The organism is Pseudomonas sp. MYb60 (assembly GCF_002979555.1).
In the GTDB taxonomy this organism is placed as follows: Bacteria; Pseudomonadota; Gammaproteobacteria; order Pseudomonadales; family Pseudomonadaceae; genus Aquipseudomonas.
In genome coordinates, this window is record NZ_PCOZ01000002.1 from 22011 (window position 1) to 47263 (window position 25253).

At 61.9% G+C, this 25253-nt stretch carries 27 protein-coding genes; 20 read left to right on the forward strand and 7 right to left on the reverse strand.

What is annotated here, in order from left to right; translation table 11 throughout:
* The first annotated feature begins 9 nt into the window (after positions 1-9).
* The 13 genes from CQ041_RS02805 to CQ041_RS02865 all read left to right on the forward strand — a co-directional run bounded on the left by CQ041_RS02805 (position 10) and on the right by CQ041_RS02865 (position 11099).
* Positions 10-504 (forward strand): prepilin-type N-terminal cleavage/methylation domain-containing protein, encoded by a 495-nt coding sequence (locus CQ041_RS02805; RefSeq protein ID WP_105520994.1) that lies wholly within the window; start codon positions 10-12, stop codon positions 502-504.
* Positions 479-859 (forward strand): type II secretion system protein, encoded by a 381-nt coding sequence (locus CQ041_RS02810; protein ID WP_105520995.1) that lies wholly within the window; start codon positions 479-481, stop codon positions 857-859. Before CQ041_RS02805 ends, CQ041_RS02810 begins: the two co-directional genes overlap by 26 nt.
* Entirely contained in the window at positions 846-1361 is a 516-nt protein-coding gene (locus CQ041_RS02815; protein WP_177429349.1) for a type II secretion system protein, read from the forward strand. Before CQ041_RS02810 ends, CQ041_RS02815 begins: the two co-directional genes overlap by 14 nt.
* A 64-nt stretch (positions 1362-1425) precedes the next feature.
* The gene (locus tag CQ041_RS02820) at positions 1426-2955 is read left to right on the forward strand and encodes a lytic polysaccharide monooxygenase (RefSeq protein ID WP_105520996.1); all 1530 of its coding nucleotides are present in this window, start codon (positions 1426-1428) and stop codon (positions 2953-2955) included.
* A gap of 207 nt (positions 2956-3162) precedes the next feature.
* Positions 3163-3594, forward strand: a complete 432-nt coding sequence (gene gspG / locus CQ041_RS02825; RefSeq protein WP_105520997.1) for a type II secretion system major pseudopilin GspG — start codon at positions 3163-3165, stop codon at positions 3592-3594.
* Position 3595: 1 nt separating this feature from the next.
* Positions 3596-4060 carry a transglycosylase SLT domain-containing protein gene (locus CQ041_RS02830; protein WP_105520998.1) on the forward strand — a complete coding sequence of 155 codons (465 nt, stop codon included), beginning with the start codon at positions 3596-3598 and terminating at the stop codon, positions 4058-4060.
* On the forward strand, positions 4057-5241 hold the full coding sequence (locus CQ041_RS02835; RefSeq protein WP_105520999.1) for a type II secretion system F family protein: 1185 nt from the start codon (positions 4057-4059) through the stop codon (positions 5239-5241). Before CQ041_RS02830 ends, CQ041_RS02835 begins: the two co-directional genes overlap by 4 nt.
* A 3-nt stretch (positions 5242-5244) precedes the next feature.
* On the forward strand, positions 5245-6882 hold the full coding sequence (locus CQ041_RS02840; RefSeq protein WP_105521000.1) for a GspE/PulE family protein: 1638 nt from the start codon (positions 5245-5247) through the stop codon (positions 6880-6882).
* Positions 6863-7588 carry a hypothetical protein gene (locus CQ041_RS02845; protein WP_231501148.1) on the forward strand — a complete coding sequence of 242 codons (726 nt, stop codon included), beginning with the start codon at positions 6863-6865 and terminating at the stop codon, positions 7586-7588. The genes CQ041_RS02840 and CQ041_RS02845 overlap by 20 nt, the downstream gene beginning before the upstream one ends.
* Positions 7585-8127 carry a hypothetical protein gene (locus CQ041_RS02850; RefSeq protein WP_105521002.1) on the forward strand — a complete coding sequence of 181 codons (543 nt, stop codon included), beginning with the start codon at positions 7585-7587 and terminating at the stop codon, positions 8125-8127. Before CQ041_RS02845 ends, CQ041_RS02850 begins: the two co-directional genes overlap by 4 nt.
* Before the next feature lie 6 nt (positions 8128-8133).
* The gene (locus CQ041_RS02855; protein WP_105521003.1) at positions 8134-8670 is read left to right on the forward strand and encodes a hypothetical protein; all 537 of its coding nucleotides are present in this window, start codon (positions 8134-8136) and stop codon (positions 8668-8670) included.
* Positions 8667-9152, forward strand: coding sequence for a hypothetical protein (locus CQ041_RS02860; protein ID WP_105521004.1), 486 nt, complete (start codon positions 8667-8669; stop codon positions 9150-9152). Before CQ041_RS02855 ends, CQ041_RS02860 begins: the two co-directional genes overlap by 4 nt.
* An 18-nt stretch (positions 9153-9170) precedes the next feature.
* Positions 9171-11099 (forward strand): secretin N-terminal domain-containing protein, encoded by a 1929-nt coding sequence (locus tag CQ041_RS02865; protein ID WP_105521005.1) that lies wholly within the window; start codon positions 9171-9173, stop codon positions 11097-11099.
* A gap of 39 nt (positions 11100-11138) precedes the next feature.
* On the opposite strand, the gene CQ041_RS02870 is transcribed toward CQ041_RS02865, so the two are convergent.
* The 6 genes from CQ041_RS02870 to CQ041_RS02895 all read right to left on the reverse strand — a co-directional run bounded on the left by CQ041_RS02870 (position 11139) and on the right by CQ041_RS02895 (position 18916).
* Complete coding sequence (locus tag CQ041_RS02870; protein ID WP_105521465.1) at positions 11139-11909, reverse strand: electron transfer flavoprotein subunit beta; 771 nt, start codon at positions 11907-11909, stop codon at positions 11139-11141.
* Between the two features lie 10 nt (positions 11910-11919).
* Positions 11920-13140, reverse strand: coding sequence for an electron transfer flavoprotein subunit alpha/FixB family protein (locus tag CQ041_RS02875; protein ID WP_105521006.1), 1221 nt, complete (start codon positions 13138-13140; stop codon positions 11920-11922).
* Positions 13140-15083, reverse strand: coding sequence for a dimethylglycine demethylation protein DgcB (gene dgcB / locus CQ041_RS02880; protein ID WP_105521007.1), 1944 nt, complete (start codon positions 15081-15083; stop codon positions 13140-13142). Before dgcB ends, CQ041_RS02875 begins: the two co-directional genes overlap by 1 nt.
* Before the next feature lie 172 nt (positions 15084-15255).
* On the reverse strand, positions 15256-17316 hold the full coding sequence (dgcA, locus tag CQ041_RS02885; RefSeq protein WP_105521008.1) for a dimethylglycine demethylation protein DgcA: 2061 nt from the start codon (positions 17314-17316) through the stop codon (positions 15256-15258).
* Between the two features lie 15 nt (positions 17317-17331).
* Positions 17332-17862 carry a 4-vinyl reductase gene (locus tag CQ041_RS02890; protein WP_105521009.1) on the reverse strand — a complete coding sequence of 177 codons (531 nt, stop codon included), beginning with the start codon at positions 17860-17862 and terminating at the stop codon, positions 17332-17334.
* Positions 17863-17938: 76 nt separating this feature from the next.
* Positions 17939-18916: a dipeptidase gene (locus tag CQ041_RS02895; RefSeq protein ID WP_014720245.1), complete on the reverse strand. Its 978-nt coding sequence runs from the start codon at positions 18914-18916 to the stop codon at positions 17939-17941.
* Between the two features lie 219 nt (positions 18917-19135).
* On the opposite strand from CQ041_RS02895, the gene CQ041_RS02900 reads away from it, so the two are divergent.
* Together CQ041_RS02900 and CQ041_RS02905 are read left to right on the forward strand one after the other, a co-directional pair.
* Positions 19136-19537 (forward strand): lysozyme inhibitor LprI family protein, encoded by a 402-nt coding sequence (locus CQ041_RS02900; RefSeq protein ID WP_105521010.1) that lies wholly within the window; start codon positions 19136-19138, stop codon positions 19535-19537.
* Positions 19538-19578: 41 nt separating this feature from the next.
* Positions 19579-19995: a DUF3010 family protein gene (locus CQ041_RS02905; protein ID WP_105521011.1), complete on the forward strand. Its 417-nt coding sequence runs from the start codon at positions 19579-19581 to the stop codon at positions 19993-19995.
* Positions 19996-20091: 96 nt separating this feature from the next.
* Here CQ041_RS02905 and CQ041_RS02910 read toward each other — a convergent pair whose 3' ends face one another.
* Positions 20092-21036: a GlxA family transcriptional regulator gene (locus tag CQ041_RS02910; RefSeq protein ID WP_163001954.1), complete on the reverse strand. Its 945-nt coding sequence runs from the start codon at positions 21034-21036 to the stop codon at positions 20092-20094.
* 194 nt (positions 21037-21230) lie between these two features.
* Between CQ041_RS02910 and CQ041_RS02915 the strand changes: the two genes are divergently transcribed.
* The 5 genes from CQ041_RS02915 (at position 21231) to CQ041_RS02935 (ending at position 25182) form a co-directional block, all read left to right on the forward strand.
* Positions 21231-22163, forward strand: a complete 933-nt coding sequence (locus CQ041_RS02915) for a choline ABC transporter substrate-binding protein (protein ID WP_105521013.1) — start codon at positions 21231-21233, stop codon at positions 22161-22163.
* 73 nt (positions 22164-22236) lie between these two features.
* A complete protein-coding gene (locus tag CQ041_RS02920) occupies positions 22237-23124 on the forward strand; it encodes a 3-keto-5-aminohexanoate cleavage protein (RefSeq protein ID WP_105521014.1) in 888 nt (295 codons plus the stop codon).
* Between the two features lie 66 nt (positions 23125-23190).
* Entirely contained in the window at positions 23191-24156 is a 966-nt protein-coding gene (locus CQ041_RS02925) for an L-carnitine dehydrogenase (protein WP_105521015.1), read from the forward strand.
* A gap of 52 nt (positions 24157-24208) precedes the next feature.
* Complete coding sequence (locus CQ041_RS02930) at positions 24209-24694, forward strand: thioesterase family protein (RefSeq protein WP_105521016.1); 486 nt, start codon at positions 24209-24211, stop codon at positions 24692-24694.
* A gap of 224 nt (positions 24695-24918) precedes the next feature.
* Positions 24919-25182 (forward strand): hypothetical protein, encoded by a 264-nt coding sequence (locus CQ041_RS02935; protein WP_105521017.1) that lies wholly within the window; start codon positions 24919-24921, stop codon positions 25180-25182.
* The last annotated feature ends 71 nt before the right edge of the window (positions 25183-25253 follow it).

Sequence of the window (25253 nt, forward strand, 5' to 3'; positions counted from 1 at the left end):
AAAAAGGTGATGTGGCCGGCCAACCCCAGCCATCACTGCGCCAAAGGTTTTACGCTGATTGAATTGCTACTGACGCTGGCCCTGCTGGCCACACTCGCGACAGTCGCTTATCCGCTGACAGCGCTGATGGGTAAACGCGATCGGGAACTCGACTTGCAACGCTCGTTGCGGGAGATCCGTCGCGCCATTGATGCCTACAAAGAAGCCTCCGACGACGGTCGCATCGAAAAGAGCGTTACCGACAGCGGTTATCCACCCAACTTGAAAAGCCTAGTGGAGGGCGTGACGGATAAGACCGACCTGCAAGGCAACAAACTCTATTTTCTACGGCGCATCCCTCGCGATCCGGTATGCGAGTGCCCTGAACGTGCGTCCGAAAAGACCTGGCAACTGCGCAGCTACAAGAGCACTGCCGACAACCCACAAGAGGGAGAAGATGTATTCGACGTTTCATCCCGCAGCCCCCGGGAGAGTTTGAATGGAACGTTATACAGCCACTGGTAATCGGGGTTTTACCCTGATCGAGTTGCTGGTGGTCATGGCCATTATCGCCACCCTCATGACCCTGGTCACCCCACAATACTTTCGCCAGCACAGCAAGGCTCAGGAAACCGTGCTGCGTCATAACCTCTCGACCATTCGCCAGGCACTGGACCAATACCGCGAAGACCATGGCGCCAACCCCGAGTCCCTTCAAACCCTGGTAGATAAACGTTATCTGCGCGAAGTACCAAAAGATCCGGTCACCGGCAGCCGTGACACCTGGCAACTGCAAGCTTCCGACGAACAAGGCCTGGGCGACATACGCAGTGGCGCACCTGGAAATGCCCGTGACGGGAGCGCCTATGCAGACTGGTAAACAATGCCAGCACGGCTCGGTGTTCATGGGCATGTTGGTGACCGTGGCCGTGGTGGCCGTGATGCTGATGGAAGCAGGCACACTGTGGTCCAGCGTGCTGCAGCGCGAGCGTGAACTGGAGTTGTTGGCGCGGGGCAATGAGATTCGCCGGGCGATCGGGCTTTATTACGCAGAGGGCAACACCTTTCCCAAGAAACTCGAAGACCTGGTGCTCGATCGGCGCAAACCGACGATCAAGCGCTACCTGCGCAAAGTCTACGACGACCCGCTCACCGGCACCGCCGATTGGGGCGTGGTCGCAGGGCCGGGTGAAACCTTCATGGGTGTGTTCAGCAAAGCCAAGGGCACGCCATTCAAACAAGGCAACTTTGCCGTCATCAATCAAGGATTTACAGGGCAAGGCAGTTATCAAGGGTGGGTGTTTCTGCATGGCTCTGTGCAGAGTAATCCTGCAACCCGCATCGCTCCCGTGGGAGATCAACTGACCAATGACGGCAATTGAATAATCACCCTGATCGTTCCAGCAGTTCGGAACTTGTTTATCTGAATTGAAGGTGGACTAGAGCATGAAGAACTTACAGTTGTATGTGAAAAACTTGATCACTGGGATGCTGGCGGCGATGCTCCTGAGCCCTGCCTTGGGATGGGCACATGGGGCATTGGACTTCCCGCCAACCCGCGCGGTGAATTGCCAGGTAACCGGCGGCTACTGGAACCCTCCGATTGTCGATAAAGGTTGCCGAGAGTCGGCAAAAATATTTACTACCGATGCCGAAAAATCCTACCCCGCACAACAATGGAATGAGGTCGCCCACATTCCCTTTATTAACAATCCAACGCTGACACAGATACAAGCAATCATCAAAGACGGCCAGATTTGCTCCGCCAACGACCCCAAAAAGGCCAGTTTGGATCTCGCGTTACCTGACTGGACAAAAACCTCCGTGATTTCGGGCCAGCCGCTGACTATGCGGCTCATCGGGACAGCGCCCCACGTGCCCAGCAAGCTTTTCGCATTCATAACCAGGCCGGGTTTCAACACCGCCACGGACACGTTGAAATGGAGCGATCTGGTGCCCTTGGGGGGCGCGGAATCACTCACCGTCGCCAAGACAGTCTATCCACCCAATAACCCTCCTAAAATCTCTGGGGCCTGGGGCTACTTTGAAATCACGAGAACCATCCCGAGTGGCCTTTCGGGCAACGGTCTGATCGTGACTATCTGGGTCAGGAGCGACCCGGATGGAGAGTTCTTCATCGGCTGCTCTGATTCGAAATTCCAAGGCGGAGGGACGCCCGATCCGCTCACGCCCATCGGTCAATTCATCGGCACAGAGATGCAAGCGCTTAAACCGGACGACAAGGTGCACTACCGAATCTTTGACGGTGGCGGTGCCAGAACCGAGCTTGTCGATATCACTCATTTGATCACCGACAAAAATTTGGGCCCAGGCCAATGGGGCAAAGAACTTGCCGAAAAGGTCGATCGTTCAATCGCACAAGTAGGCGAGTTGCAATCTGATGGGACTGTAAAGTTCAACGCTGTAAATGCGTTGATGAATACCGTCTATGCCACGAGCCCGAGTTACACCGATGCAATGTCGATTATTGCAGGAGGAGGCCCGAGCCCAATTGATCCAACACCGCCCACCGCTCATATCACGGGGCCAACGTCTGTTAAATCCGGACAGGCCATTACCTTTAGCGGGGCTGGATCGTCCGCGAAAAATGGCACGCCGTTGTTTCAATGGACGTTCCCAGTACTACAAGGTCCGCAAGACGGAACTACCGCGAGCGGTACTGCTTTGACGGTCAACGCGCCCACCAAATTCCAGGCACGCCTCAATGTGCGTGATCCGAAAAACGGTAAAACCGATCAAGCAGCGTTTGAGTTCACCGTGACGCCTGCCAGCGGTGGAACCCACCCCGACTACGAAGAAGGCGCCCCCTACAAAGACGGCGATATCGTCACCCACAACGGCAAGAACTATAAATGCAAACCTCACCCTTTCACCGCCTGGTGCAGCGGTGCGGCGTGGGCCTATGCCCCTGGCGCAGGGACTGCGTGGCAACAAGCCTGGGAGCTGGTGCCCTGAAACAATGATGTACCCACGCATATTCACTTAGTGGATGTGCGTTAGCGCCAAACGTTATAGGGCGCCTTACGGCGCCTTATATCGAGCAACGCTACAGTTGAAGAGGTACTGGTTCCAACGCAGTTCTACCGGCGGTGCCCGTCTAAACAGCGGGCCGGGAGAGTTATACACAACCGCCTTACCTTGGCACTCCCACAGGGTATTTCCATGCGCGCTCGTACACTTGTCCACAGCACTCAACGCGGCTTCACCTTGCTGGAGCTGCTGGTCGTTCTGCTCATCATCGCCCTCCTTGCCGGCTACGTCGGCCCCAAGATGTTCGATCGCCTCGAACTGGCCAAAGTCCAAACCGCTCAGGGCCAGATGAAATCCCTCGCGGATGCCTTGAACCAGTACCGCCTGGACAACGGCAACTACCCCGACGAAACCCTCGGGCTGAACGCCCTCATCGCCCGCCCCGCCAACGCCGGCAACTGGCAGGGCCCCTACCTGAAGTCCCTGCCGCCAGACCCCTGGGGCAACCCGTATCTGTTCAAAAACCCCGGTGCACCGCCCAATGACGCAGACATCATTTCCCTGGGCCGTGACGGCAAGGCCGGCGGAGTGAACACCTACGCCGACATCGTCTACGGACTCTGACGTGCACACCCTGCGGCTGGCCCTGACCCTGTTGTGCCTTTCGGGCACCGTGCAGGCAACGTGCTGGCAGTCGGCGGCCAACCGCTATCACATCGACCCGCTGTTGCTATATGCCATTGCCAAGGTCGAATCGAACCTCTACCCCCACGCACGCAATATCAACAGCGATGGCAGCCAGGACATCGGCCTGATGCAGATCAACAGCCGCCACTTGCCCGCCCTTGCCCAATTCGGCATCACCGAACAGCACCTGATGACCCAGCCCTGTACCAGCGTGATGGTGGGCGCGTGGATTCTTGCCGGGTTCATTCGGGAAAAGGGCTACGGCTGGCAAGCAGTCGGCGCCTACAACGCTGGGGCAAAACCGGGGCGGGACCAACGCCGCGCACGTTATGCGAGGGCGGTGTGGCGCTACTACGGCGAGTTACTGCAACAGCGTCAGCGGCTGGCAAGGCAAACCCCATGATCGACATCGATGCCCGCATTATCCGCGACGGTCACCTGCAAACCCTGCGCTTGCAAGCATCGGACCTCACACAGGCGCGCCAACAGCTGATGGCCGACGGTGCCCAAATAATCTCGCTGAAGGCACGCCGCCAGTTCAGGTTGCCCAGCCGCCGCGCCACGTTCGCGCTGGGCCTGTTCATCCAGGAACTGGTGGTGTTGCTGGACGCCGGCCTGGTGCTGGTGGAGGCCGTGGAAACCCTGCGCGACAAGGCGCCTCCCGGTATCAACCGGCAAGTCATGAGCGACTTGCTGGTGTCGATGTACGAAGGCAACTCACTGTCCAGGGCCATGCAGCTCAAGCCGCAGACCTTCCCGTCGCTGCTGATCGCCACCGTGGCCTCCTCCGAACACAGCGGTCAACTGGCGGTGGCCCTGCGTCGCTACCACCATTTCGAAACGCATCTGGAAGCGGTGAAAAAACGCGTCAGCGGCGCGCTGATGTACCCCATGGTGGTGCTCAGCGTCGGCGCGGTGATCTTGCTGTTCCTGCTGTTTTTCGTGATCCCGCGCTTCGCCTCGGTCTTCGATGCCGTGGCCGAGTTGCCCGCCACCGCGCGGTTCATGGTGTGGTGGGGCGCGCTGGTGGACATTCGCGGCACCGAGCTGCTGATCGGCCTGGTACTGGCGATTGTCGCCCTGGTCCTGCTGTTTCGCAGCGCAGGGTTCAAGCGACGCGCCGCCGACCTGTTCTGGAAAATTCCCAGCCTGGGCACCCAGCGCACCTTGTTTATTCTCGCGCGGTTCTACCGCACCGCCGGGATGCTGCTGATGGGCGGGATGCCGGTGGTCACGGCGGTGGAGTTGTCCGGCGCGTTGCTGCCGCCCGAGCGTCAAGCCGACCTGCATCGCGCCATGACTGATATCCAGGCCGGCCAGCCGCTGTCGACGTCCCTGGCCCGCTATCAACTGACCACCGCAGTCGCCGAACGCCTGCTGCGGGTCGGCGAGCAAAGCGGCGAACTGGCGGCCATGTGCGAGCGCATCGCGCAGTTTCATGATGAAGCGTTGGAGCGGGCCATCGAGCTGTTCAGCAAGGTCTTCGAGCCCGTGCTGATGCTGGTGGTGGGCGGGTTGATCGGCTTGATCGTGTTCATGTTGTACATGCCGATTTTCGAGCTGGCGGGGTCTATCCAGGGGTAGCACATGAGCGAGCAGACACGCCAGTGGCAGGCGCTGGCAGCGCAACGGGGCATGAGCCTTCCCGAGTATTTGCTGGAGGTTCTGCGCAAGGCACCCGAGCAATTGGGCATCATCGCCCAGCCGTTGGGCCTGATCGCCATCGCCCCCGAATACCTGGGCGAGCACTGGCGGTTCGACCTGCTGCCCCTGCCCCAGGCCTTGATCCATAACGTGCTGCCCGTGGAGCACCGGGGCCAGGCGTGCCTCGTGCTGGGCGATCCCTTTACCTTGGCCAGCCGCTACTGGCTGCAATCGTCCAAGCTCTTGCGCCCGCTACCGCTGGCGATGAGCCTGCCGGATGCAGTCAAGGCCCAATTGAGCCTGGCCGAAGCCAGTCAGCGGGTCATGCAACCCTTTGGTGAAGAAGACGAAAACGCCCGTGTCGGCCACAGCGCCCAGGAAATTTCCCTGAGCAGCATCGCCCGCGACGACAACCCGGTGGTGCGCCTGGTCAACTCCATGCTGTTCGATGCGTTGCAGAGTCGCGCCAGTGATATTCACGTAGAGACCAACCCGGAAGGCCTGGAGATCAAGTACCGCATTGACGGTGTCTTGCAGAAGATGGGCAAGGCCAATGGCCTGGACATGGCCGAACAGGCACTGTCGCGCATCAAAGTGTTGTCTGAGCTGGACATCGGCGAACGTCGGGTGCCGCAGGATGGGCGTTTCAAAATGAAGATCCAGGGACGCGAGGTGGATTTTCGCGTATCGATCATGCCCAGCATCCATGGTGAAGATGCGGTGCTGCGGATTCTCGACAAGTCCCAACGGGGCGAGTCCCTGAGCCTGATGAACCTGGGGCTGAGCGCGGGTGTCATCGAGCAGATTCGTGTCTTGGCCGGCGAGCCTCACGGCATGCTGCTGGTGACCGGCCCCACCGGTAGCGGCAAATCCACCACGTTGTACGCCGCCCTGTCGGAGACCAACACCGGTGAGAAAAAAATCATCACCATAGAAGACCCGGTGGAATACGAACTGCCGGGGGTGCTTCAAATCCCAGTCAACGACAAAAAAGGCCTGACCTTCGCCCGCGGCCTGCGCTCGATCCTTCGCCATGACCCGGACACGATCCTGGTGGGCGAAATCCGTGACGCCGAGACCGCAGGCATTGCCGTACAGGCCGCGTTGACCGGGCATTTAGTGCTGTCAACGCTGCATGCCAACGATGTGTTCAGTGTGATGGCGCGCTTCCTTCACATGGAGGTCGACCCCCGCAGTTTTGTCGAAGCCTTGATAGGCGTGGTTGCCCAGCGCCTGGTCCGGCGGGTGTGCCCGGACTGTGCGGTCGACGCCCCGCCCGACCCGCAAATCGTCCGGTTGGCCAACCTGCCTGACGCCCTGTTCAAACAGGCGCGTTTGCGTCTGGGCACCGGTTGTGATGCCTGCCGCAACACCGGTTACAAGGGCCGACTGGCGTTGGCGGAAGTGCTCAGCGTCAACGACGCGATGAAGGAAGGGTTAATCAACCGCAGTTCCGCTGCAGCCCTGCGCGCGATTGCGTTGGGAAGCGGTCATCGATTCATGCGTGACATCGCCCTGGACGAAGTGATCAAGGGCCACACCACCCTCAAGGAGGTCCACCGTGTCATTTCCCTTTATTGAGCATGTGGTGTGGCTGCACAGCAGCGGTGCCGAATGGGCGGCACGCCAGCGTTGGCGCGGGGCAACGGTGTGGCAAGCGCAGCAATCCGGCGCCCCCTTGGGCGCGTGTGCCCAACTGCTGGAACAGGCGCCTCGGGGCCGCGTGGGTTTTCTCGACCGGGCCACGGTGTTGCTGGGTTTTCCCCATGTGCACTACCTGATGCTGCCGTGGCAGGGCGGCCTGAACCACGCCGCTGACTGGCAAGGCTTTGCCGAGGCCACGTTCAGTGACCAGGCCGGCGTCGACCCAGACCAGTACCACGTGCAGATCGCCAACAGCCGCTTCGGCCACGAACGCCTGGCGGTGGCGGTCTCACGCGAACTGCTGCAGGACCTGCGTGAGCTGTTCAAGCTGCACCACCTGCCACTGGTGACGTGCGAGCCGCTACTGACCGCTGTGGCACAGCGGTACTGGCGTCACTTGCCTGAGGAGTGCGTACTGGCCGTACTGGAAACGGAAGGCCTCAGTTGCCTCTACCAGCAACACGGGCAGCCCCATCGAGTCTGTGTGTTACCCACCCAACCCGGTAGTGATCTGGACGACAATTTGTTCACCGCCGACCTGCTGGCGCAGCAATGTTCGCCCACCACCCTGATTGTCGCCAATCGCCAGACCGAGCACTGGCTCGGCCCACTGCATCCGTGGCTGGGGGAGACGCCGGTATGACATTCGCCTGGCGCCAGCTGCGCGCACCTCGTGCACCTGCCGTGGATCTGCAGCACCCCGGCAAGGCTCATCGCCCGTTGGTGGCCGCGCTGTGGGCGATCGCCGTCGGGGTGTTGTTCATCACCTGGCAGCACTGGCAGCGCATGGAGCACCAGCAACAGCAGACCGATGTGCTTGAGCAGCAATTTATCCAACTGACCCGCCGTCAGGAACAACTGATCCAGGCCGCCATCCGACTATCGCCCCATCAAAAACAACAGATGGCCGCTTTCGCCCAGCAAACAGCCACGCCTTTTTCGTTGATGGACGCCGTGGGTAGGGCGTGGTCTGGCGAAGTCGCGCTGACGCGCGTCGAGGTGAACACCCTGGCCGGGCGGCTGCAACTGGAGCTGGAGGCCAAGCAACTGGGTGACGCGTTTCGCTTCGTGGAGCGGCTCAAGGCCCAACCCGGCGTGCACGTGAACCTGCAACAAAGCGCCCGCAAGGCCAACGACCCGCAGCACCCGGTGCACGTCACACTCACCGTTGGCGCGGGGTAGCCGAAATTGGACACCTTCACTCGTCACGTGCCCCGTTTGCGTTGGCAACTGATGCAATGGCAACAGCGCCTGGGTTTCTGGGGCCTGCTGGCGTTGGGGGCGATGGCGCTAGCGTTGCTCGTTGAAGTGGCGGTGATCCACCCCGCCAAGGTCGCCGACCATCAGCGCCGCCTTGAACTGGAAACGGGCATTGGCGAACAGCCGCAGGACGTGCACGTGACCGAGCCGGCCATGGTGGAAAACCTTCCGGCCGCGCACGACTTCCCGGCACGCCTGGAAAAGCTGCTCGCCGTTTTGACTCGGCGTGGTTTCATCATTGAGCAGACCACCCTCACCTACTCCGCGCCGGCCGATACCGGCCTGCAGCGACTGGATGTAGAGATCCCACTCGCCGGGCCCTACGTGCTGTTGCGCGACGCTTTGACCGATGCCGCGCCAGAACCAGCCGTGCGCATCGAAAGCCTGACGCTGGAGCGCAAGGACATCACCAGTGGCATGCTGACCATCAACCTCAAACTGAGCGTACTGGGGGTGGTGGAATGAAGCTGCCCTTGTACTTGCGCGTGTTGTTGCTGGTCACCCTGATCGGTTGCGGCTGGCTGTTCTGGCAAGACACACCCGAAAGCCCCACCCCTCTGCCCACGCCGGCGATCGCCAAACCCGATCCGCCCGCACCGAGGGCGACGCCCGAACCCGCACCGGTCGCCGTGACCGACCTGTTTCCCGCGCAAACCTGGACACCTCCACCGCCACCAGCACCGGTGGATAATTCGCCGCCAAAACCACCGCCGCTGCCCTTCACCGTCAGCGCGCAATGGCGCTACGAGCACCAGGCCAACATCGTGGTGCTCAACGGTAACGGCCGCCAGTACACCCTGTGCAACCGCTGCTCGGTGCCCGGCCGCATCGTCCCGGGCAAGATGCTCGACGCTCATTACCGCCTGGACAAACTCACCGACACCGCCGTGGTGCTGACCTACATGCCGCTCAAGCATGCCAGCACCCTGCGCCTCGACAAACGCTGACGCAGGAAGGACAGGATCATGACGCTACGCACGCTGATGCCCCTGAGCCTCGTCCTGCTGACGGCCAGCGGATGCGAAACCCAACGGGCGATCCAGGAGAGTGATGAACTGCGCCTCAAAGGCGACATCGTGCGTTCGGTGGAGGTGCTGCAAGCCGAAGCCAAGGACGATCCTGATGATGTTCAATTGCGCACCGCCCAGTTCAGCAAGCTCGAGCTGCTGGTCGCCCAATACAGCCGTGAAGCCAGTACCGCACTGATGCGCGGTGACGATGCTGCCGCCATCCGCGCCTTGGAAATCATCCTCAAATACGACCCCAGCAACCTCGGTGCCCGCCAGGAAATCCAGAGCATCCAGGCAATGAAGCAATTGCGCCCACAGCTGGCGCGGGCCTACGAAATGAAACGCACCCACCCGGTGGAAGCGCTGAACCTGGTGCGCCAGATCATCGCCCAGAAACCCAACTACCGGGAGGCCCTGGACTTTCGCAACACGTTGACCCGCGAACTGGTGAGTGCCGACTACCTCAGCGCGGACCTTTCCGATGCCATGCGCAAACCCTTGAGCCTGGAGTTCAGCGCCCAAAGCCTGAGCACCATCTTCGAGACCATCGCGCGCTTGTCGGGGGTCAATTTTGTCATCGACAAGGACGTCAATCCCAGTGCCGCCGCCAGCATGACGGCAAGCCGTACCACGGCTGAGGATGCGCTGAACCTGCTATTGACCACCCAGGGACTGGACAAGAAAATCCTCAACCAGAACACCATTCTGATCTACCCCCGGCGTCCGGACAAAGAGCGCGAGTACCGCGAACTGGCGGTGCGCACGTTTTACCTTAGCCATGGCGACGCCAAGATCGTGGCCGCCGAGATCAAGCAGATGCTCAAACCCAAGGAAGTGCTGGTGGACGAGCGCCTCAATGCAGTGCTCGTGCGTGATGGGTTGAGCACCTTGAGCGCCGTGGAAAAAATGGTCGAAGCCATTGATATTGCGCAATCAGAAGTGACCATTGATATTCAGGTGCTGGAGGTCAGCCTGGCAGACGAACAAAATCTCGGGATTCAGCTCCCGGAAAGCATCGGTGTGTCGGTGGGTAATCTCGGCCCTGGGATTGCGGGCACCCCGATCAGTGCATTGCGCGGAATCAACGGCGACAACATCCTGCTGGATACAGGCAGCACCTCGGCACGCATCAACATCCTGCAACGCAGCGGCAATACCGTGACGCTCGCCAACCCACGGGTGCGGGTGCGCAATCGCGAAGAAGCCCAGGTCAATATTGGTGACAAGATACCGGTGGTCAAGACCACCACCGCCAACCAGGTAACCTCCTCGGCAGTTGATTTTTACGATGTGGGCCTGAAGATCATCGTCCAGCCCACGATCAGTCTCAGTGATGAAGTCAATATGAAGTTGAAGGTGGAGATGAGCCACATCACCAAGCGGATTCCCGGCACAGAAAACGTGCCCGCCACGTTTGAGCTGGGAACACGGTCCACCGATACCTTGCTCACCGCGAGGAACAATGAGACTCAAATTGTCTCAGGGCTGATCCGCACGGCCGACATAGAGGAAGGTTCCGGGCTGCCGTGGCTGAGCAAGATTCCGTGGATCGGCAAGAAACTGTTCGGCACCCAGCAAAGCACTCAGCAGAAAACCGAAATTATCCTGCTGCTGACGCCAAGGATCGAACGCAACCTGGACTTGCCGATTTCGCAGATCAGCACCTTCCACAGCGGCACCGAGGCACGTAGTTCGACCGAGGGTATGATTTTGCGCGATACGACCGAGAAGATGATCCTCAAGCCCACCGGCGGCGACCCGACGCCAGCGATACCACCGCCAATGAACCCAACCGGGCAATGGGACCCGCTGCCACCGCCGCTACCGGATTTGGTGCCAAAGCCTGCGCCCGCAGCGTCAACCCAGACACCCCAGACACAATGAAGCCACCTCCCACAGTTAGGTTTTGTGGTGGTTTTTGAGTCAGCGCACTACGCCTTCCTCAACCAATAACTTGAGAATCGCCTGCGCGCCCTCCTCCGGGCTCACACCCTTGAGCACCTGCCCACCACCGCCACTGGCCTTGGCCGTCGCCGCCTTCATCCGGTCCGCGCCACTCTTGGCCTTGATCACCTTCAAACGCTTGGGCCGAGGCTTGGCCGGTTGCAGCACGGCGCCGGTGAATAACTCATCCTCTTCGACCTCCACCTCGTGGGCCGCCAACTCACCGCGCTGCCCAGGGCCGTAGGCACTTTGCCGTGGCTTGGGCGCGGCGTTGTCCACCGTCGCCAGAAACGGCAGACGCACCTTCAAGCGCCGTCGCTGCCCACGTGGCAAGGCTTGCAGCACCTGGGCCACGCCCGCATCGATGGACTCCACCTGCGCCAGCCCGACCACCAACGGCCAACCCAGTTGTTCGGCCAGCAGGTACGGCAACATGCCCGAACCTTCGCCGGTTTCCGCCTGGCTGCCGGCGAGCACCACCTGGGCGCCGGCGTCACGCAGGTACTCACTGAGCACCGGCAACGCATCGCTGCCTGCCGGTTGCTCCAGCACATGCAGTTGCGGCAGGCCCATGCCCAAATAGCTGCGCAGGGTCGGCTCGGCGATGTTGCCGGCGTGCAGCACCTGCAACCTGTCCCCGGCCATCTGCAAACCCAACTCGACGGCGCGCGCGTCCTGTTCGGCGCGGCGCGGGCGACCAGAAGTCGGGTGGGCGCCGATGGACACCAAGCTGATTACATTCGTGGTCATGGCCATCTCCTCAGGCGGCATCGCGCTTGGCGCCGTGGCGGAAGGTCTCGACCGCCGCGATCAGGGCTTGCAGAATCTCGGCGCTGTCGCCGATCACCGACAGGTCGGCACGCTTGATCATGTCGCAACCCGGGTCGAGGTTGATCGCCACCACCTTGTCGCAGGCACCGATACCTTGCAGGTGCTGAATCGCCCCGGAAATGCCAACGGCCACATAGACCCGCGCCGTGACCCAGATACCGCTGGCGCCGACCTGGCGATCACGGGCCATGAAGCCATCGTCCACCGCCACCCGCGAGGCGCCTTCAGTGGCGCCCAACGCAGCAGCCGTCTGGTGGAACAGCGCCCAGTCCTTCACGCCATTGCCGCCGGAGAAAATGAACTCGGCCTCGGCCATCGGAATCGCCGCCGGGTCCACGGCCACTGCGCCGAGGTCCTCGATACGCGGCAAACTGCGGGCCAGGGGTGTGGATAACTCCACCGGCAGGACTTCGTGTCGGGTGTCGCTGACCGGCTCGGCGCACTCTGCGGCGGCAAGGATCAGGCGCGACAACGGCCGCGCCAAGTCTTGCTGACCGGCGCCGGCACGGCCGATGCACTCGTCACCCTTGATCTGCCATACACGGGTGGCCGGGCGCTCCTTGAGGCTTGCGGCGAAGCGCCGCCCCAACTCACCGCCACCGCTGCGGCTGTCCGGCAGCAGCCAGTGGCGCGGGTTGAACTGCTGATCCACCGCCCGCAAACCTTGCACGCGTTGCTCCGGTGAATAACCGTCGAATGCCTGGCCTTCCAGCACCAGCAGGCGATCGACGCCGGCCGTGGCAAACGCGCTTTCCTTATGCTCGCCGAACACCACCGCCAGCACCGCGCCGTCGCTGCCGGCCAGTTGCCGGGCCAGGCCGAGCAGGTCGCGGTCGTGACTGCTCAAACGGCCGCCGACCATGTCCGGTACCACATTGATGTAGAACGCCGGCGCAGGCACCTGGTGCAGCGGCAGCTGCACGTCCACCGCTGCCGTGCGCTTGGCCGCGCCACCCTGCTGGGCGCCGCTGCGGTCGATGCGCTTGATGCCGTTGGGGCCGATAAAACCAACGCCATGCACGTTCTTGCGGATGACGCCGTTGGGGCCCATCCAGCTGTGTTGCACCGGTTGCATGGCCGCATGCAGCGGGTGCAAGCGGTTACGGGCGATCCACTCGGCGCGGGGATCGCGGCGGATAATGTCGCTCATCAGTGCACCTCCGCAGGTTCACGTTGGGTCGGGGCCTTGGCGGGCGCAGCGTCTTCAAGCAACGCGTCGGCCACCAGCTCGGCGATGTCCTTGATCAACGGACGCGGCTCAACCACGCCTTCGAGCATCGCCGTGCACTGCGGACAACCCACGGCTACCAGCTCGGCGCCGGTTTCGCGGATGTCTTCCATGCGCATGTCCGGGATCCGCTGCTTGCCGGGAATGTCGGTGATCGGCGCCCCGCCGCCACCGCCGCAGCAGCGTGAACGGAAGCCCGAACGTTGCATCTCCTTGACCTCGATGCCCAACGCCCGCAGCACGTGGCGCGGCGCCTCGTACTCGCCGTTGTAGCGGCCCAGGTAGCACGGGTCGTGATAGGTCACGCTGCTGCCCTTGTGCTGGCCCAGGTTCAGCGCGCCCTCGTCGATCAGCTCGGCCATGAAGGTGCTGTGATGCTGCACGAGGTAGTTGCCGTTGAAGGCGCCGTACTCGTTTTTCAACACATGGAAGCTGTGGGGATCGCAGGTCACGATGCGTTTGAAACTGTACTTGGCCAGGGTCTGGATATTGCGCGAGGCCAACAGCTGGAACGTGGCTTCATCGCCCAGGCGACGGGCCACGTCACCGCTGTCGCGTTCTTCCAGGCCAAGCACCGCGAAGTCCACACCGGCGGCCTTGAGTACTTTGACGAACGCGCGCAGGGTGCGTTGGTTGCGCATGTCGAACGCGCCGTCGCCGACCCAGAACAGCACGTCGGTGCTGCCCTTGTCGCTGAGCAACGGCAGGTTCAAGTCCGCCGCCCAGTTCAAGCGCCCGCCCGGTGCGAAACCGCCGGGGTTGTCGGTGGCGATCAGGTTTTCGAGGACTTCGGCGCCCTTGTTCGGGGTGGCGCCTTTTTCCAGGGTCAGATGGCGACGCATGTCGACGATGGCGTCCACGTGCTCGATCATCATCGGACACTCTTCCACGCAGGCGCGGCAGGTGGTGCACGACCACAGGGTCTCGGCGTCCACCAGGCCGTTGACGATGGGCTGATGCGGGTTCCCGCTGTGCTCGCCGATCGGTTTGCCTGGATAGGGGCTGCCGGCGAACTTGGCATCGGTGCCACCGGCCAGGCCGACAACCATGTCCTGGATCAGCTTTTTCGGGTTCAGCGGCTGGCCGGCGGCAAACGCCGGGCACGCGGCTTCGCATTTGCCGCACTGCACGCAGGCGTCAAACCCGAGCAGTTGGTTCCAGGTGAAATCCTTGGGTTTTTCAACACCCAGCGGCGCGGTCTTGTCGCTGAGGTCCAGCGGTTTCAACCCGGTGGAACGACCGCCGCCAAAGCGCTCGGCGCGACGGTGCCAGGCCAGGTGCAGGGCACCGGCGAAGGCGTGCTTCATCGGCCCGCCCCAGGTCATGCCGAAGAACATTTCGCTGACGCCCCACAGCACGCCCACGCCCAGTAGTGCAGCGAGCAACCAGCCGCCGAAGTCCGCCGGCAGGATCCCGGCCACCGGCAGGGTCACCAGGAAGAAGCTCACCGAAAACGCCATCAGGCTTTTCGGCAGGCGCATCCACGGGCCTTTGGACAGGCGTGACGGTGGGTTGCGACGGCGCAGGTAGACGAACGTGGCGCCGACAAACATCAACACCGAGGCCAGCAGCAAGGCGTAGCCGAGGATGCGGCTTTGCAGGCCGAAGCCGTGGACCAGGATGGCGAGCGCCGCCGACAGCACAAAGCCCAGCGCCGTAGCGACGTGGGTGTTGGCGATGTATTTGTCGCGGGCGACCACGTGGTGCAGGTCGACCATGTAGCGCTTGGGCATGGCCAGCAGGCCGCCCAGCAGGTCGACCTTGGACGCGCGGCCACGGCGCCACATGGCGACACGTCGCAGTGCGCCAAGGACGGCAAGGCCCAAGGCGGCAAACAGGAGAATAGGCAGCAAGGTGTTCAACATGGTGAAGCTCCCACAGACCACACAGGTCTACTGTGAAACTGGCCAGAACATGTGGGAGGGGGCTTGCCCCCGATGGCTGAGTGTCAGTTGATACAGCTGTAGCTGACCCACCGCTATCGGGGGCAAGCCCCCTCCCACATTTGGACCGAGTACACATTGGTTCAAGGCTGAGTCAGAAATCCTTGCACAGGCGCAGGGCGTCATAGATCGCGGCGTGGGTGTTGCGCTGCGCCACGCAGTCGCCGATGCGGAACAGCAAGTAGCCGTCACCCGCCTCGCTCAGGCACGGTTGTGGCTTGATCGCGAACAGCGCTTCAACGTCCATCTGGCCCTTGTTGCGCGAGCCTTCCTTGAGGGCGTAGTAGATCGCTTCGTCAGGACGCACACCGTTCTCGACCACGACCTGATCCACCACCCGCTCCTCTTTGGCGCCGGTGTATTCGTTCTCCAGCACCGCCACCAGCTTGTCGCCTTCGCGGTAGACCTTTTCCAGCATCATGTCGCCGGTCATGATCACTTCTTTCGGGTACATGCTGCGGTAGTAAGTCGGGAACGACGTACCGCCGATGGCCACGCCGGGCTTGATGTCGTCGGTGACGATCTCGACCTGGCTGCCTTTGTCCGCAAGGAAATCCGCCACCGACATGCCGGTGAATTCGCAGATGGTGTCGTACACCAGCACGTTCTTGCCCGGCGCCACCTTGCCGTCGAGCACGTCCCAGCTGCTGACCACCAGGCCTTCAGCCGCGCCCCAGTGTTCGTTCTGCTCCAGGAACGGATGCCCGCCTACAGCCAGCACCACGACGTCCGGACGCAGGTCCAGGACAGTGGCGGCATCGGCGGCCACGCCCAGGCGCAGGTCGACGTTCAGGCGTGCCAGTTCCAGCTGGAACCAGCGGGTGATGCCGGCGATCTGGTCACGCTGCGGCGCCTTGGACGCCGTGGTGATCTGCCCGCCGATAAATTCCTTCTTTTCGAACAGGGTCACATCGTGGCCACGTTCGGCGGCCACGCGTGCGGCTTCCATCCCGGCCGGGCCGGCCCCCACCACCACGACCTTGCGTTTGACCCCGGTGGTCTTTTCGATGATGTGCGGCACGCCCATGTATTCACGGGAGGTTGCGGCGTTCTGGATGCACAGCACATCCAGCCCCTGGTACTGGCGGTCGATGCAGTAGTTGGCGCCGACGCACTGTTTGATCTGATCGATCTGGCCCATCTTGATCTTGGCGATCAGGTGCGGGTCGGCCATGTGGGCACGGGTCATGCCGACCATGTCCACGTAGCCGCCTTCCAGAATGCGCGTGGCCTGGTTCGGGTCCTTGATGTTCTGCGCGTGCAGCACCGGGGCCTTGACCACTTCCTTGATACCGGCGGCCAAATGCAGGAACGGCTCCGGTGGGTAACTCATGTTCGGGATAACGTTGGCCAGGGTGTTGTGGGTATCACAGCCTGAACCCACGACGCCGATGAAATCGAGCATGCCGGTGTCGTCGTAGTACTTGGCGATCTGCTTCATGTCCTCGTGGGACAGGCCGTCCGGGTGGAACTCGTCGCCGCACAGGCGGATGCCCACGCAGAAATCCGGGCCGACTTCCTTGCGCACGGCCTTGAGCACTTCCAGGCCGAAACGCATGCGGTTTTCGAAGCTGCCGCCCCATTCGTCAGTCCGCTTGTTGACCCGCGGGCTCCAGAACTGGTCGATCATGTGCTGGTGCACCGCCGACAGTTCCACGCCGTCCAGGCCACCGGCCTTGGCACGCGCAGCGGCGCTGGCGTAGTTGCCGATAACCCGCCAGATTTCTTCCGGTTCGATGGTCTTGCAGGTGGCGCGGTGCACCGGCTCACGCACGCCGGACGGCGACATCAGCGTCGGCCAGTTGAAGCCGTCCCAGCGCGAGCGACGGCCCATGTGGGTAATCTGGATCATGATCTTGGCGCCATGCTTGTGCATGGCGTCGGCCAGGTTCTGGAAGTGCGGGATGATGCGGTCGGTGGACAGGTTCACCGAGCTCCACCATTCCTGCGGGCTGTCGATGGCCACCACCGAGGAGCCGCCACAGATTGCCAGGCCAATGCCGCCCTTGGCTTTCTCTTCGTAGTACTTCACGTAGCGGTCAGTGGTCATCCCGCCGTCGGTGGCATACACCTCGGCGTGAGCGGTACTGAGCACGCGGTTGCGAATGGTCAGTTTGCCGATCTGGATCGGCTGGAACATTGCTTCGAAAGCCATGGCACGGTCCTCGGCTTACAACGGCTTGACGGTGAACAAACCGTCATCGTGGCCCTCTTCGGAGCCTCCGTAGACTTGTTCGGCGACGGTGCGGATCTGGCTTCCACGCGCCTCAAGAATCTGGTCCATGGCGCCGGCGAACCAGCCGGTGAACATGTAGTCCACCTTGCGCCCGACCTTGCCGTACACGTACACAAAAGCCGAGTGCTCGAGCTTGACGCTGGCGGTGCCTTTGTCGAGGTCGATGTCCTGGATCTTGAACAGGCCCCAGCCGCGTTGCGACAGACGCTTCATGTAGTGTTCGAATACCGCGACACCTTCCAGGCCGTGGCATTCAGCTTCTTTCTCGCACCAGTGCCAGGCGGATTTGTAGCCGGCCTTGTAAAGGATCTCGGCGTAGGCGTCGGCGCCCAATACGTCTTCAATCCCCATGTGGTTGTTGACGAAGAAATGGCGCGGCACGTACAGCATCGGCAGGGCGTCGGAGGTCCAGATACCGGTTTCGCTGTCGACTTCGATAGGCAATTGCGGGGCGATCTTGGCCATGGAAACTTAACTCCAGAAAAATTCTTGGTAATGCCCCGGCCCGTCAGGCCAGGGTGGAAGATGCGGTGGCGGTGACTTACTCGCCCCAGACGTCCTTGAGGACGTTGACCCAGTTCTCACCCATGATCTTGCGCACCACGCGCTCGCTGTGGCCGCGCTTGAGCAGGGTCTCGGTGAGGTTGGGGAACTCGCCCACGGTGCGGATGCCCAGCGGGTTGATGATCTTGCCGAAGCTGGTCAGGCGGCGGGCGTAGCCCTTGTCATGGGTCAGCATTTCAAAGAAATCCTGGCCATGGCCCTGGGTAAAGTCGGTACCGATGCCGATGGCGTCTTCGCCGACGATGTTCATGGTGTATTCGATGGCTTCGGCGTAGTCGTCGATGGTCGAATCGATGCCCTTGGCCAGGAACGGCGCGAACATGGTCACGCCGACAAAACCGCCGTGGTCGGCAATGAACTTGAGTTCTTCATCGGACTTGTTGCGCGGGTGCTCTTTCAGGCCGGACGGCAGGCAGTGGGAGTAGCACACCGGCTTTTTCGATTCGAGGATGACTTCTTCGGAGGTCTTGGAGCCGACGTGGGACAGGTCGCACATGATCCCGACACGGTTCATCTCGCCGACGATCTCACGGCCAAACCCCGACAGGCCGCCATCGCGCTCGTAGCAGCCGGTGCCGACCAGGTTCTGGGTGTTGTAGCACATCTGCACCACACCGACGCCGAGCTGCTTGAAGATCTCGACGTAGCCAAGCTGGTCTTCGAACGCGTGGGCATTCTGGAAACCGAAGATGATGCCGGTCTTGCCCTGCTCTTTGGCGCGACGGATGTCGGCGGTGGTTTTCACCGGGATCACCAGGTCGCTGTTTTCACGGATCAGGGTCTGGCTGGCCACGATGTTATTGATGGTGGCCTGGAACCCTTCCCACACCGACACGGTGCAGTTGGCAGCGGTGAGGCCGCCTTTGCGCATGTCCTCGAACAGGTCGCGGTTCCACTTGGCAATAATCAGCCCGTCGATAACGATGCTGTCGGCGTGCAATTCGGCTGGGCTCATCAGGCGTCCCCTTATTGGCGATTCATGCGCCGAATCGTCTGCCGGCGCTTTGGGGCCAGCATATGCCCAGGGACATCCCGAGCCGGGTGCAAAAACGACAAGGGAATTGCCGAAAGCGTCAATCCACGACAAAGGCTGTTAAGACAGGTCTGACTCGTGGCTGTTCTTTGTCCTACTCTTGAGCCAGAATTCGGCCATCACCTGATATGAGACGGCGCAATGAAATCGATTTTCCTGGCTTTGGCACTCATCGCAACCGGCGCCCATGCGGCCGAAGACACCGACAGCACGCCGTGCGACGGCATTGAAAACGACAAGCAAACCCTGGAATGCGCCTCTTACAACAAAACCACCGCTGAGCAGCTGCTCAAGGACAACTACCAAGGCCTGCTTGAGCGAATGGCGTCCACCTACGGCAGCGACAAGACCCAACTGGCGGACATTACCGCCCGTCTGAAGGATGCCCAGCAGAAGTGGGAAAAACTGCGCGATGCCGATTGCGCCGTCGACACCTTCCCGGCGGTGAATGGCACCAAGGCCTATGCGATTGCGCAGAATGATTGCCTGGCGCGGATGAGTGATGAGCGGTCGGAGTTTTTGGAGTCGATCGGGCAGGAATAAGCGACAATCCCGGGCACTTTCTTTTTGAACCAAGGCCACTCATGACTATCTGCGGCATCGAAATCAAAGGCAGCGAAGCCATCATCGCCCTTGCCTCCCTGGACAACCAGGCGCTGACCCACGTCGCCCTGGCCACCAAGAAAATCGCCCTCGAAGACGACGACGAAGCGGCCAACGTCAAAGCCTTCGCCGCGCAGGTGAAGGCGTTTGTGCAGGCCAACGCCATCGAGCGTATCGCGATCAAGAAGCGCAGCAAGAAAGGCGAGTTCGCCGGTGGGCCGACCACGTTCAAAATCGAGGGTGTGTTTCAGCTGCTTGAAGGTGTGGAGGTGACGCTGCTGTCGCCGCAGACCATCAATGCGCAGAACAAGAAGCACAACTTCGAACTGCCGGCGACGCTGAACAAGTACCAGCATGAAGCCTACAAAGCCGCCTGCTCGGCCCTGCTGAAAAAATAAGCCACGCTGCAACCCTATGTGGGAGGGGGCTTGCCCCGATGGCGGACTGTCAGCTGATATAGGTGTAGCTGACCCACCGCAATTGGGGAAAGCCGATCAAACCAGCTCCCGTCGCCGGTCCTCCCGCGGACACTTCGCAAACCTCGCCCGATAGCTGCGGGTGAAATACGACGGCGATTCAAACCCGCACGCAATACTCACTTCCAGCACGCTCATGTCGCTCTGGCGCAACAGCTGCCGGGCCTTTTCCAGGCGCAGGCCGAGGTAGAAGTTGCTCGGGGTGTCGTTCAGGTGCAGGCGAAACAGGCGCTCCAGTTGGCGGCGCGTCACCTTGATCGCTTCGGCCAGGGCCAGGGTGGTCAGGGGTGGTTCGGTGTGTTGTTCCATCTCGCCGATCACGTGCACGAGTTTCTTGTTGCTGATGCCGTAGCGCGTGGCGATCTGCATGCGCTGGTGGTCTTTGCGTGGACGGATGCGGCCGAGCACGAATTGTTCGGAAACCTGCACCGCCAGTTCGGCACCGTGGGCCTGAGCGATCAGGTCGAGCATCAGGTCGATGGAGGCGGTGCCGCCGGCGCAGGTGATGCGGCGGCGGTCGATCTCGAACAGCTCCTGGGTCACGGTGAGCTGTGGATAAGATTCCTTGAACGCGTCGATGGCTTCCCAGTGCAGGGTCAGGCGATGACCGTCGAGCAGGCCCGCTTCCGCCAGCACACAGGCGCCAGTGTCGATGGCGCCGAGGGTGACGCCATCGTGATCGAGGCGGCGCAACCAGTGTTCCAGCGCGGGCGTGGTGAACTTCAACGGCTCGAAACCGGCGACCACCAATAACGTCGCCCCCTTCTTCAACGGCTCCAGCGCCGCGTCGGCATTCACTGACATGCCATTGCTTGCCAGCACTGCGCCGCCATCGGCACTCAGCACATGCCAGCGATACAGCTCGCCGCGAAAGCGGTTGGCCACGCGCAGCGGCTCCAGCGCAGAGATGAAGCCGATGGCCGAGAACCCCGGCATCAGCAAGAAGTAGAAATCCTGGGACATGGTGGCGCTCTCGTCGGGCGGGCAGCGTGGCACTGTGATACTCCCGTTCGCGGGTGGATTCAAGAGGACAGGTCGCTGCAGTGCAAGAGTCGGTCGCCGCCGTGCGTTTTGTCGCCGCTCAAGCTGCGTACCTTGGCTGCACGGTGCACAAAGACACCGGCACCCCACAATAACGACCTGCCGAGGGAACCACCATGAAACGACTGATGCTCGCACTCAGCGCCAGCGCACTCTTGAGCACCAACGCGATGGCGGCCGACGCGGCGTCCTGCCAGAACGTGCGCATGGGCGTGGTGAATTGGACCGACGTCATCGCCACCAGCGCCATGACCCAAGTGTTGCTCGACGGCCTCGGCTACAAGACCAAACAGACCAGCGCCTCCCAGCAGATCATCTTCGCCGGCATTCGCGACCAGCGCCTGGACTTGTTCCTGGGCTACTGGAACCCGCTGATGACCCAGACGATCACGCCGTTCGTCGACGCCAAGCAGGTCAAGGTTCTCGACAAACCGAGCCTGGAAGATGCACGCGCTACCCTCGCCGTGCCGACTTACCTGGCGGACAAGGGCCTGAAAAATTTCGCCGACATCGCCAAGTTCGAAAAGGAACTGGGCGGCAAGATCTACGGCATTGAGCCAGGCTCGGGCGCCAATACCCAGATCAAGGCGATGATCGCCAAGAACCAATTCGGCCTGGGCAAATTCCAGCTCGTCGAGTCCAGCGAAGCCGGCATGCTCGCCGCCGTTGACCGCGCTGTGCGCCGCAAAGAGGCCGTGGTGTTCTTCGGCTGGGCGCCACACCCGATGAACGTCAACGTCGCCATGACCTACCTCGGCGGCAGCGAGGACGCCCTGGGCCCGAACGAAGGCATGGCGACCGTATGGACTGTCACCGCGCCGACCTACGCCGAACAGTGCCCCAACGTGCACAAGTTGCTGACCAACCTCACCTTCACTGCTGCTGACGAGAGCCGGATGATGCAACCGCTGCTGGATCACAAGGACGCCCTCGAGTCCGCCAGGCAGTGGCTCAAGGACCACCCGCAAGACCAGGCGCGCTGGCTCGAAGGGGTGACCACCTTTGACGGCAAGCCCGCGGCGGCCAACCTGCAACTGACCCGCAAGTAACCCACTTCCAACCACCGTTTCGCGGTCGCTGTCGACCGCGAACGGCATCACCACGCCTGTAAGGAACCGCCCCATGAACCATGACGTCATCATCACCTGCGCACTCACCGGTGCTGGCGACACGACCAGCCGCAGCCCACACGTGCCGGTCACCCCCAAGCAAATCGCCGCCGCCGCGGTGGAAGCCGCCAAGGCCGGTGCCACCGTGGTGCACTGCCACGTGCGTGATCCCGAAACCGGCAAGTTCAGCCGCGACGTGGCCCTGTACCGCGAAGTGATGGAGCGCATCCGCGAGGCCGACATCGACATCATCGTCAACCTCACCGCCGGCATGGGTGGCGACCTGGAGATCGGCGGCGGCGAGAACCCGATGGCGTTCGGTCCCAACACTGACCTGGTCGGCCCCCTGACCCGCCTGGCCCACGTCGAAGCGCTGCTGCCGGAAATCTGCACGCTCGATTGCGGCACCCTGAACTTTGGCGATGGCGACACCATTTACGTGTCCACCCCAGCCCAGCTGCGCGCCGGCGCCAAGCGCATCCAGGAACTGGGTGTGAAGGCCGAACTGGAAATCTTCGACACCGGCCACCTGTGGTTCGCCAAGCAGATGATCAAGGAAGGCCTGCTGGACAACCCGCTGTTCCAACTGTGCTTGGGCATCCCGTGGGGCGCGCCGGCAGATACCACTACCATGAAGGCCATGGTCGACAACCTGCCTGCCGATGCGGTGTGGGCCGGCTTCGGCATTGGGCGCATGCAGATGCCGATGGCCGCGCAGGCGGTGCTGCTGGGGGGCAACGTGCGGGTCGGGCTGGAAGACAACCTGTGGCTGGACAAGGGCGTGCTGGCCACCAACGGCCAACTGGTGGAGCGCGCCAGCGAAATCCTCAGCCGCCTGGGTGCACGGGTCATGACCCCCGCAGAGGGCCGGGCAAAGATGGGCCTGACCCAACGCCGCTGATCAACAGGTGGGAGGGCGCAAACCTCCTCCCACAGGGGTACATCACATTATTCAGGATTTTCGCCAATGAGCTTTATCACCGAAATCAAAACCTTCGCCGCCCTCGGCAGCGGTGTCATCGGCAGCGGCTGGGTATCCCGCGCCCTCGCCCATGGCCTGGATGTGGTCGCCTGGGACCCGGCCCCCGGCGCCGAAGCCGCGCTGCGCAAACGGGTTGCCAACGCCTGGGGCGCCCTGGAAAAACAAGGCCTGGCGCCAGGTGCGTCGCAGGACCGCCTGCGCTTTGTCGCCACCATTGAAGAGTGCGTGAAAGACGCCGACTTCATCCAGGAAAGCGCGCCGGAACGCCTGGAAGTGAAACTGGAATTGCACAGCAAGATCAGCGCCGCTGCCAAGCCCAACGCACTGATCGGCTCAAGCACTTCGGGCCTGCTGCCCAGTGAGTTCTACGAGAGCTCAACCCACCCGGAACGCTGCGTGGTCGGCCACCCGTTCAACCCGGTCTACCTGCTGCCGCTGGTGGAAGTCGTCGGCGGCAAAAACACTGCGCCAGAGGCCATTCAAGCAGCGATCAACGTGTACGAATCCCTCGGCATGCGCCCACTGCATGTACGCAAGGAAGTCCCCGGTTTTATCGCCGACCGCCTGCTCGAAGCGCTGTGGCGTGAAGCGCTGCACCTGGTCAACGACGGCGTGGCCACCACCGGCGAAATCGACGACGCCATCCGCTTTGGCGCGGGGCTGCGCTGGTCGTTCATGGGCACTTTCCTCACCTACACCCTGGCAGGCGGCGATGCCGGCATGCGCCACTTCATGGCCCAGTTCGGCCCGGCACTGCAGTTGCCGTGGACGTATCTGCCAGCGCCGGAGCTGACTGAAAAATTGATTGATGATGTGGTGGATGGCACGAGCGATCAGTTGGGTACACACAGCATTTCGGCGCTTGAGCGCTATCGTGATGATTGCCTGTTGGCGGTGCTGGAAGCGGTAAAGACCACCAAGGAAAAACACGGTATGACGTTCGCCGAATGAACCAATGAGGGAGGGGCAAGCCCCCTCCCTCATTTTTGACCGAGTACACGCCATGCCTGCATTGACTACTTACACCACCAACATCCACCCCGACTGGGTCGACTACAACGGTCATCTGCGCGATGCGTTCTACTTGCTGATCTTCAGCTACGCCACCGACGCGCTGATGGACACGCTCGGCCTGGACAGCCAGAACCGCGAAGCCAGCGGCCATTCGCTGTTTACCCTGGAGCTGCACCTCAACTACCTGCACGAGGTGAAACTGGGTGCCGAGGTCGAGGTGCGCACCCAACTCATCGCCCATGATGCCAAGCGCCTGCACCTCTATCACAGCTTGCACCTGGCTGGCGGCGAGAAGGAACTGGCGGGCAATGAACAGATGCTGCTGCATGTGGACCTGGCGGGGCCGCAGTCGGCACCGTTTACCGAGGCGACCCTGCAACGGCTCGACGCCATCACGGCCGAACAAACCGACCTGCCGCGCCCCGCCCTGCTCGGCCGCGTCATCGGCATAAAAAAAGCCCCGATCAAGCCGTGACAGGATCGGGGCAGAGGAGGTTGTGTGAGCCTTGCTTCGTGAGGGTGACCAAACCTTCAGGTCGCTTGCTGGTGTTCAGTGTGCCCATTCGCGAGGCACGTAAATGGCCCGAAAACGACATGCCCATAGCCATCTGAGGCATTCCGGCGATCGGCTCTTGCCGACCGCTCGGGCGGCTACCAGAATCCAGATCAAACCCCGCTTCCCTAACAAGGATAAACGTCATGATGCACGCGGATTTGATTGACCAGGACGACCTGCTGAGCCAGCTGCGCTCCCTGGGTTTCGAAGTATCCAGCGGCGCCACGGCCGAGCAGGCTTGCGAGTGCGCGGTACGCGGCTTGAGCGCGGCGCGGGCCAAGGCGCTCAAGGGCATGGTGGAGCAGATGTACACCGGCAGCGCGACGATTTTGCCGGCGGTAAGGCAGGCGATCGATAAGCAGCTGTTGCCGGCGTTGGTGCAGTTCAAGCAGAGCTCTGGCGCCTGATAGAGTGCTATCGGGGGCAAGCCCCCTCCCACAGTTTGACCGCGTTCTCATGTTGACACTCGGTCAACGGT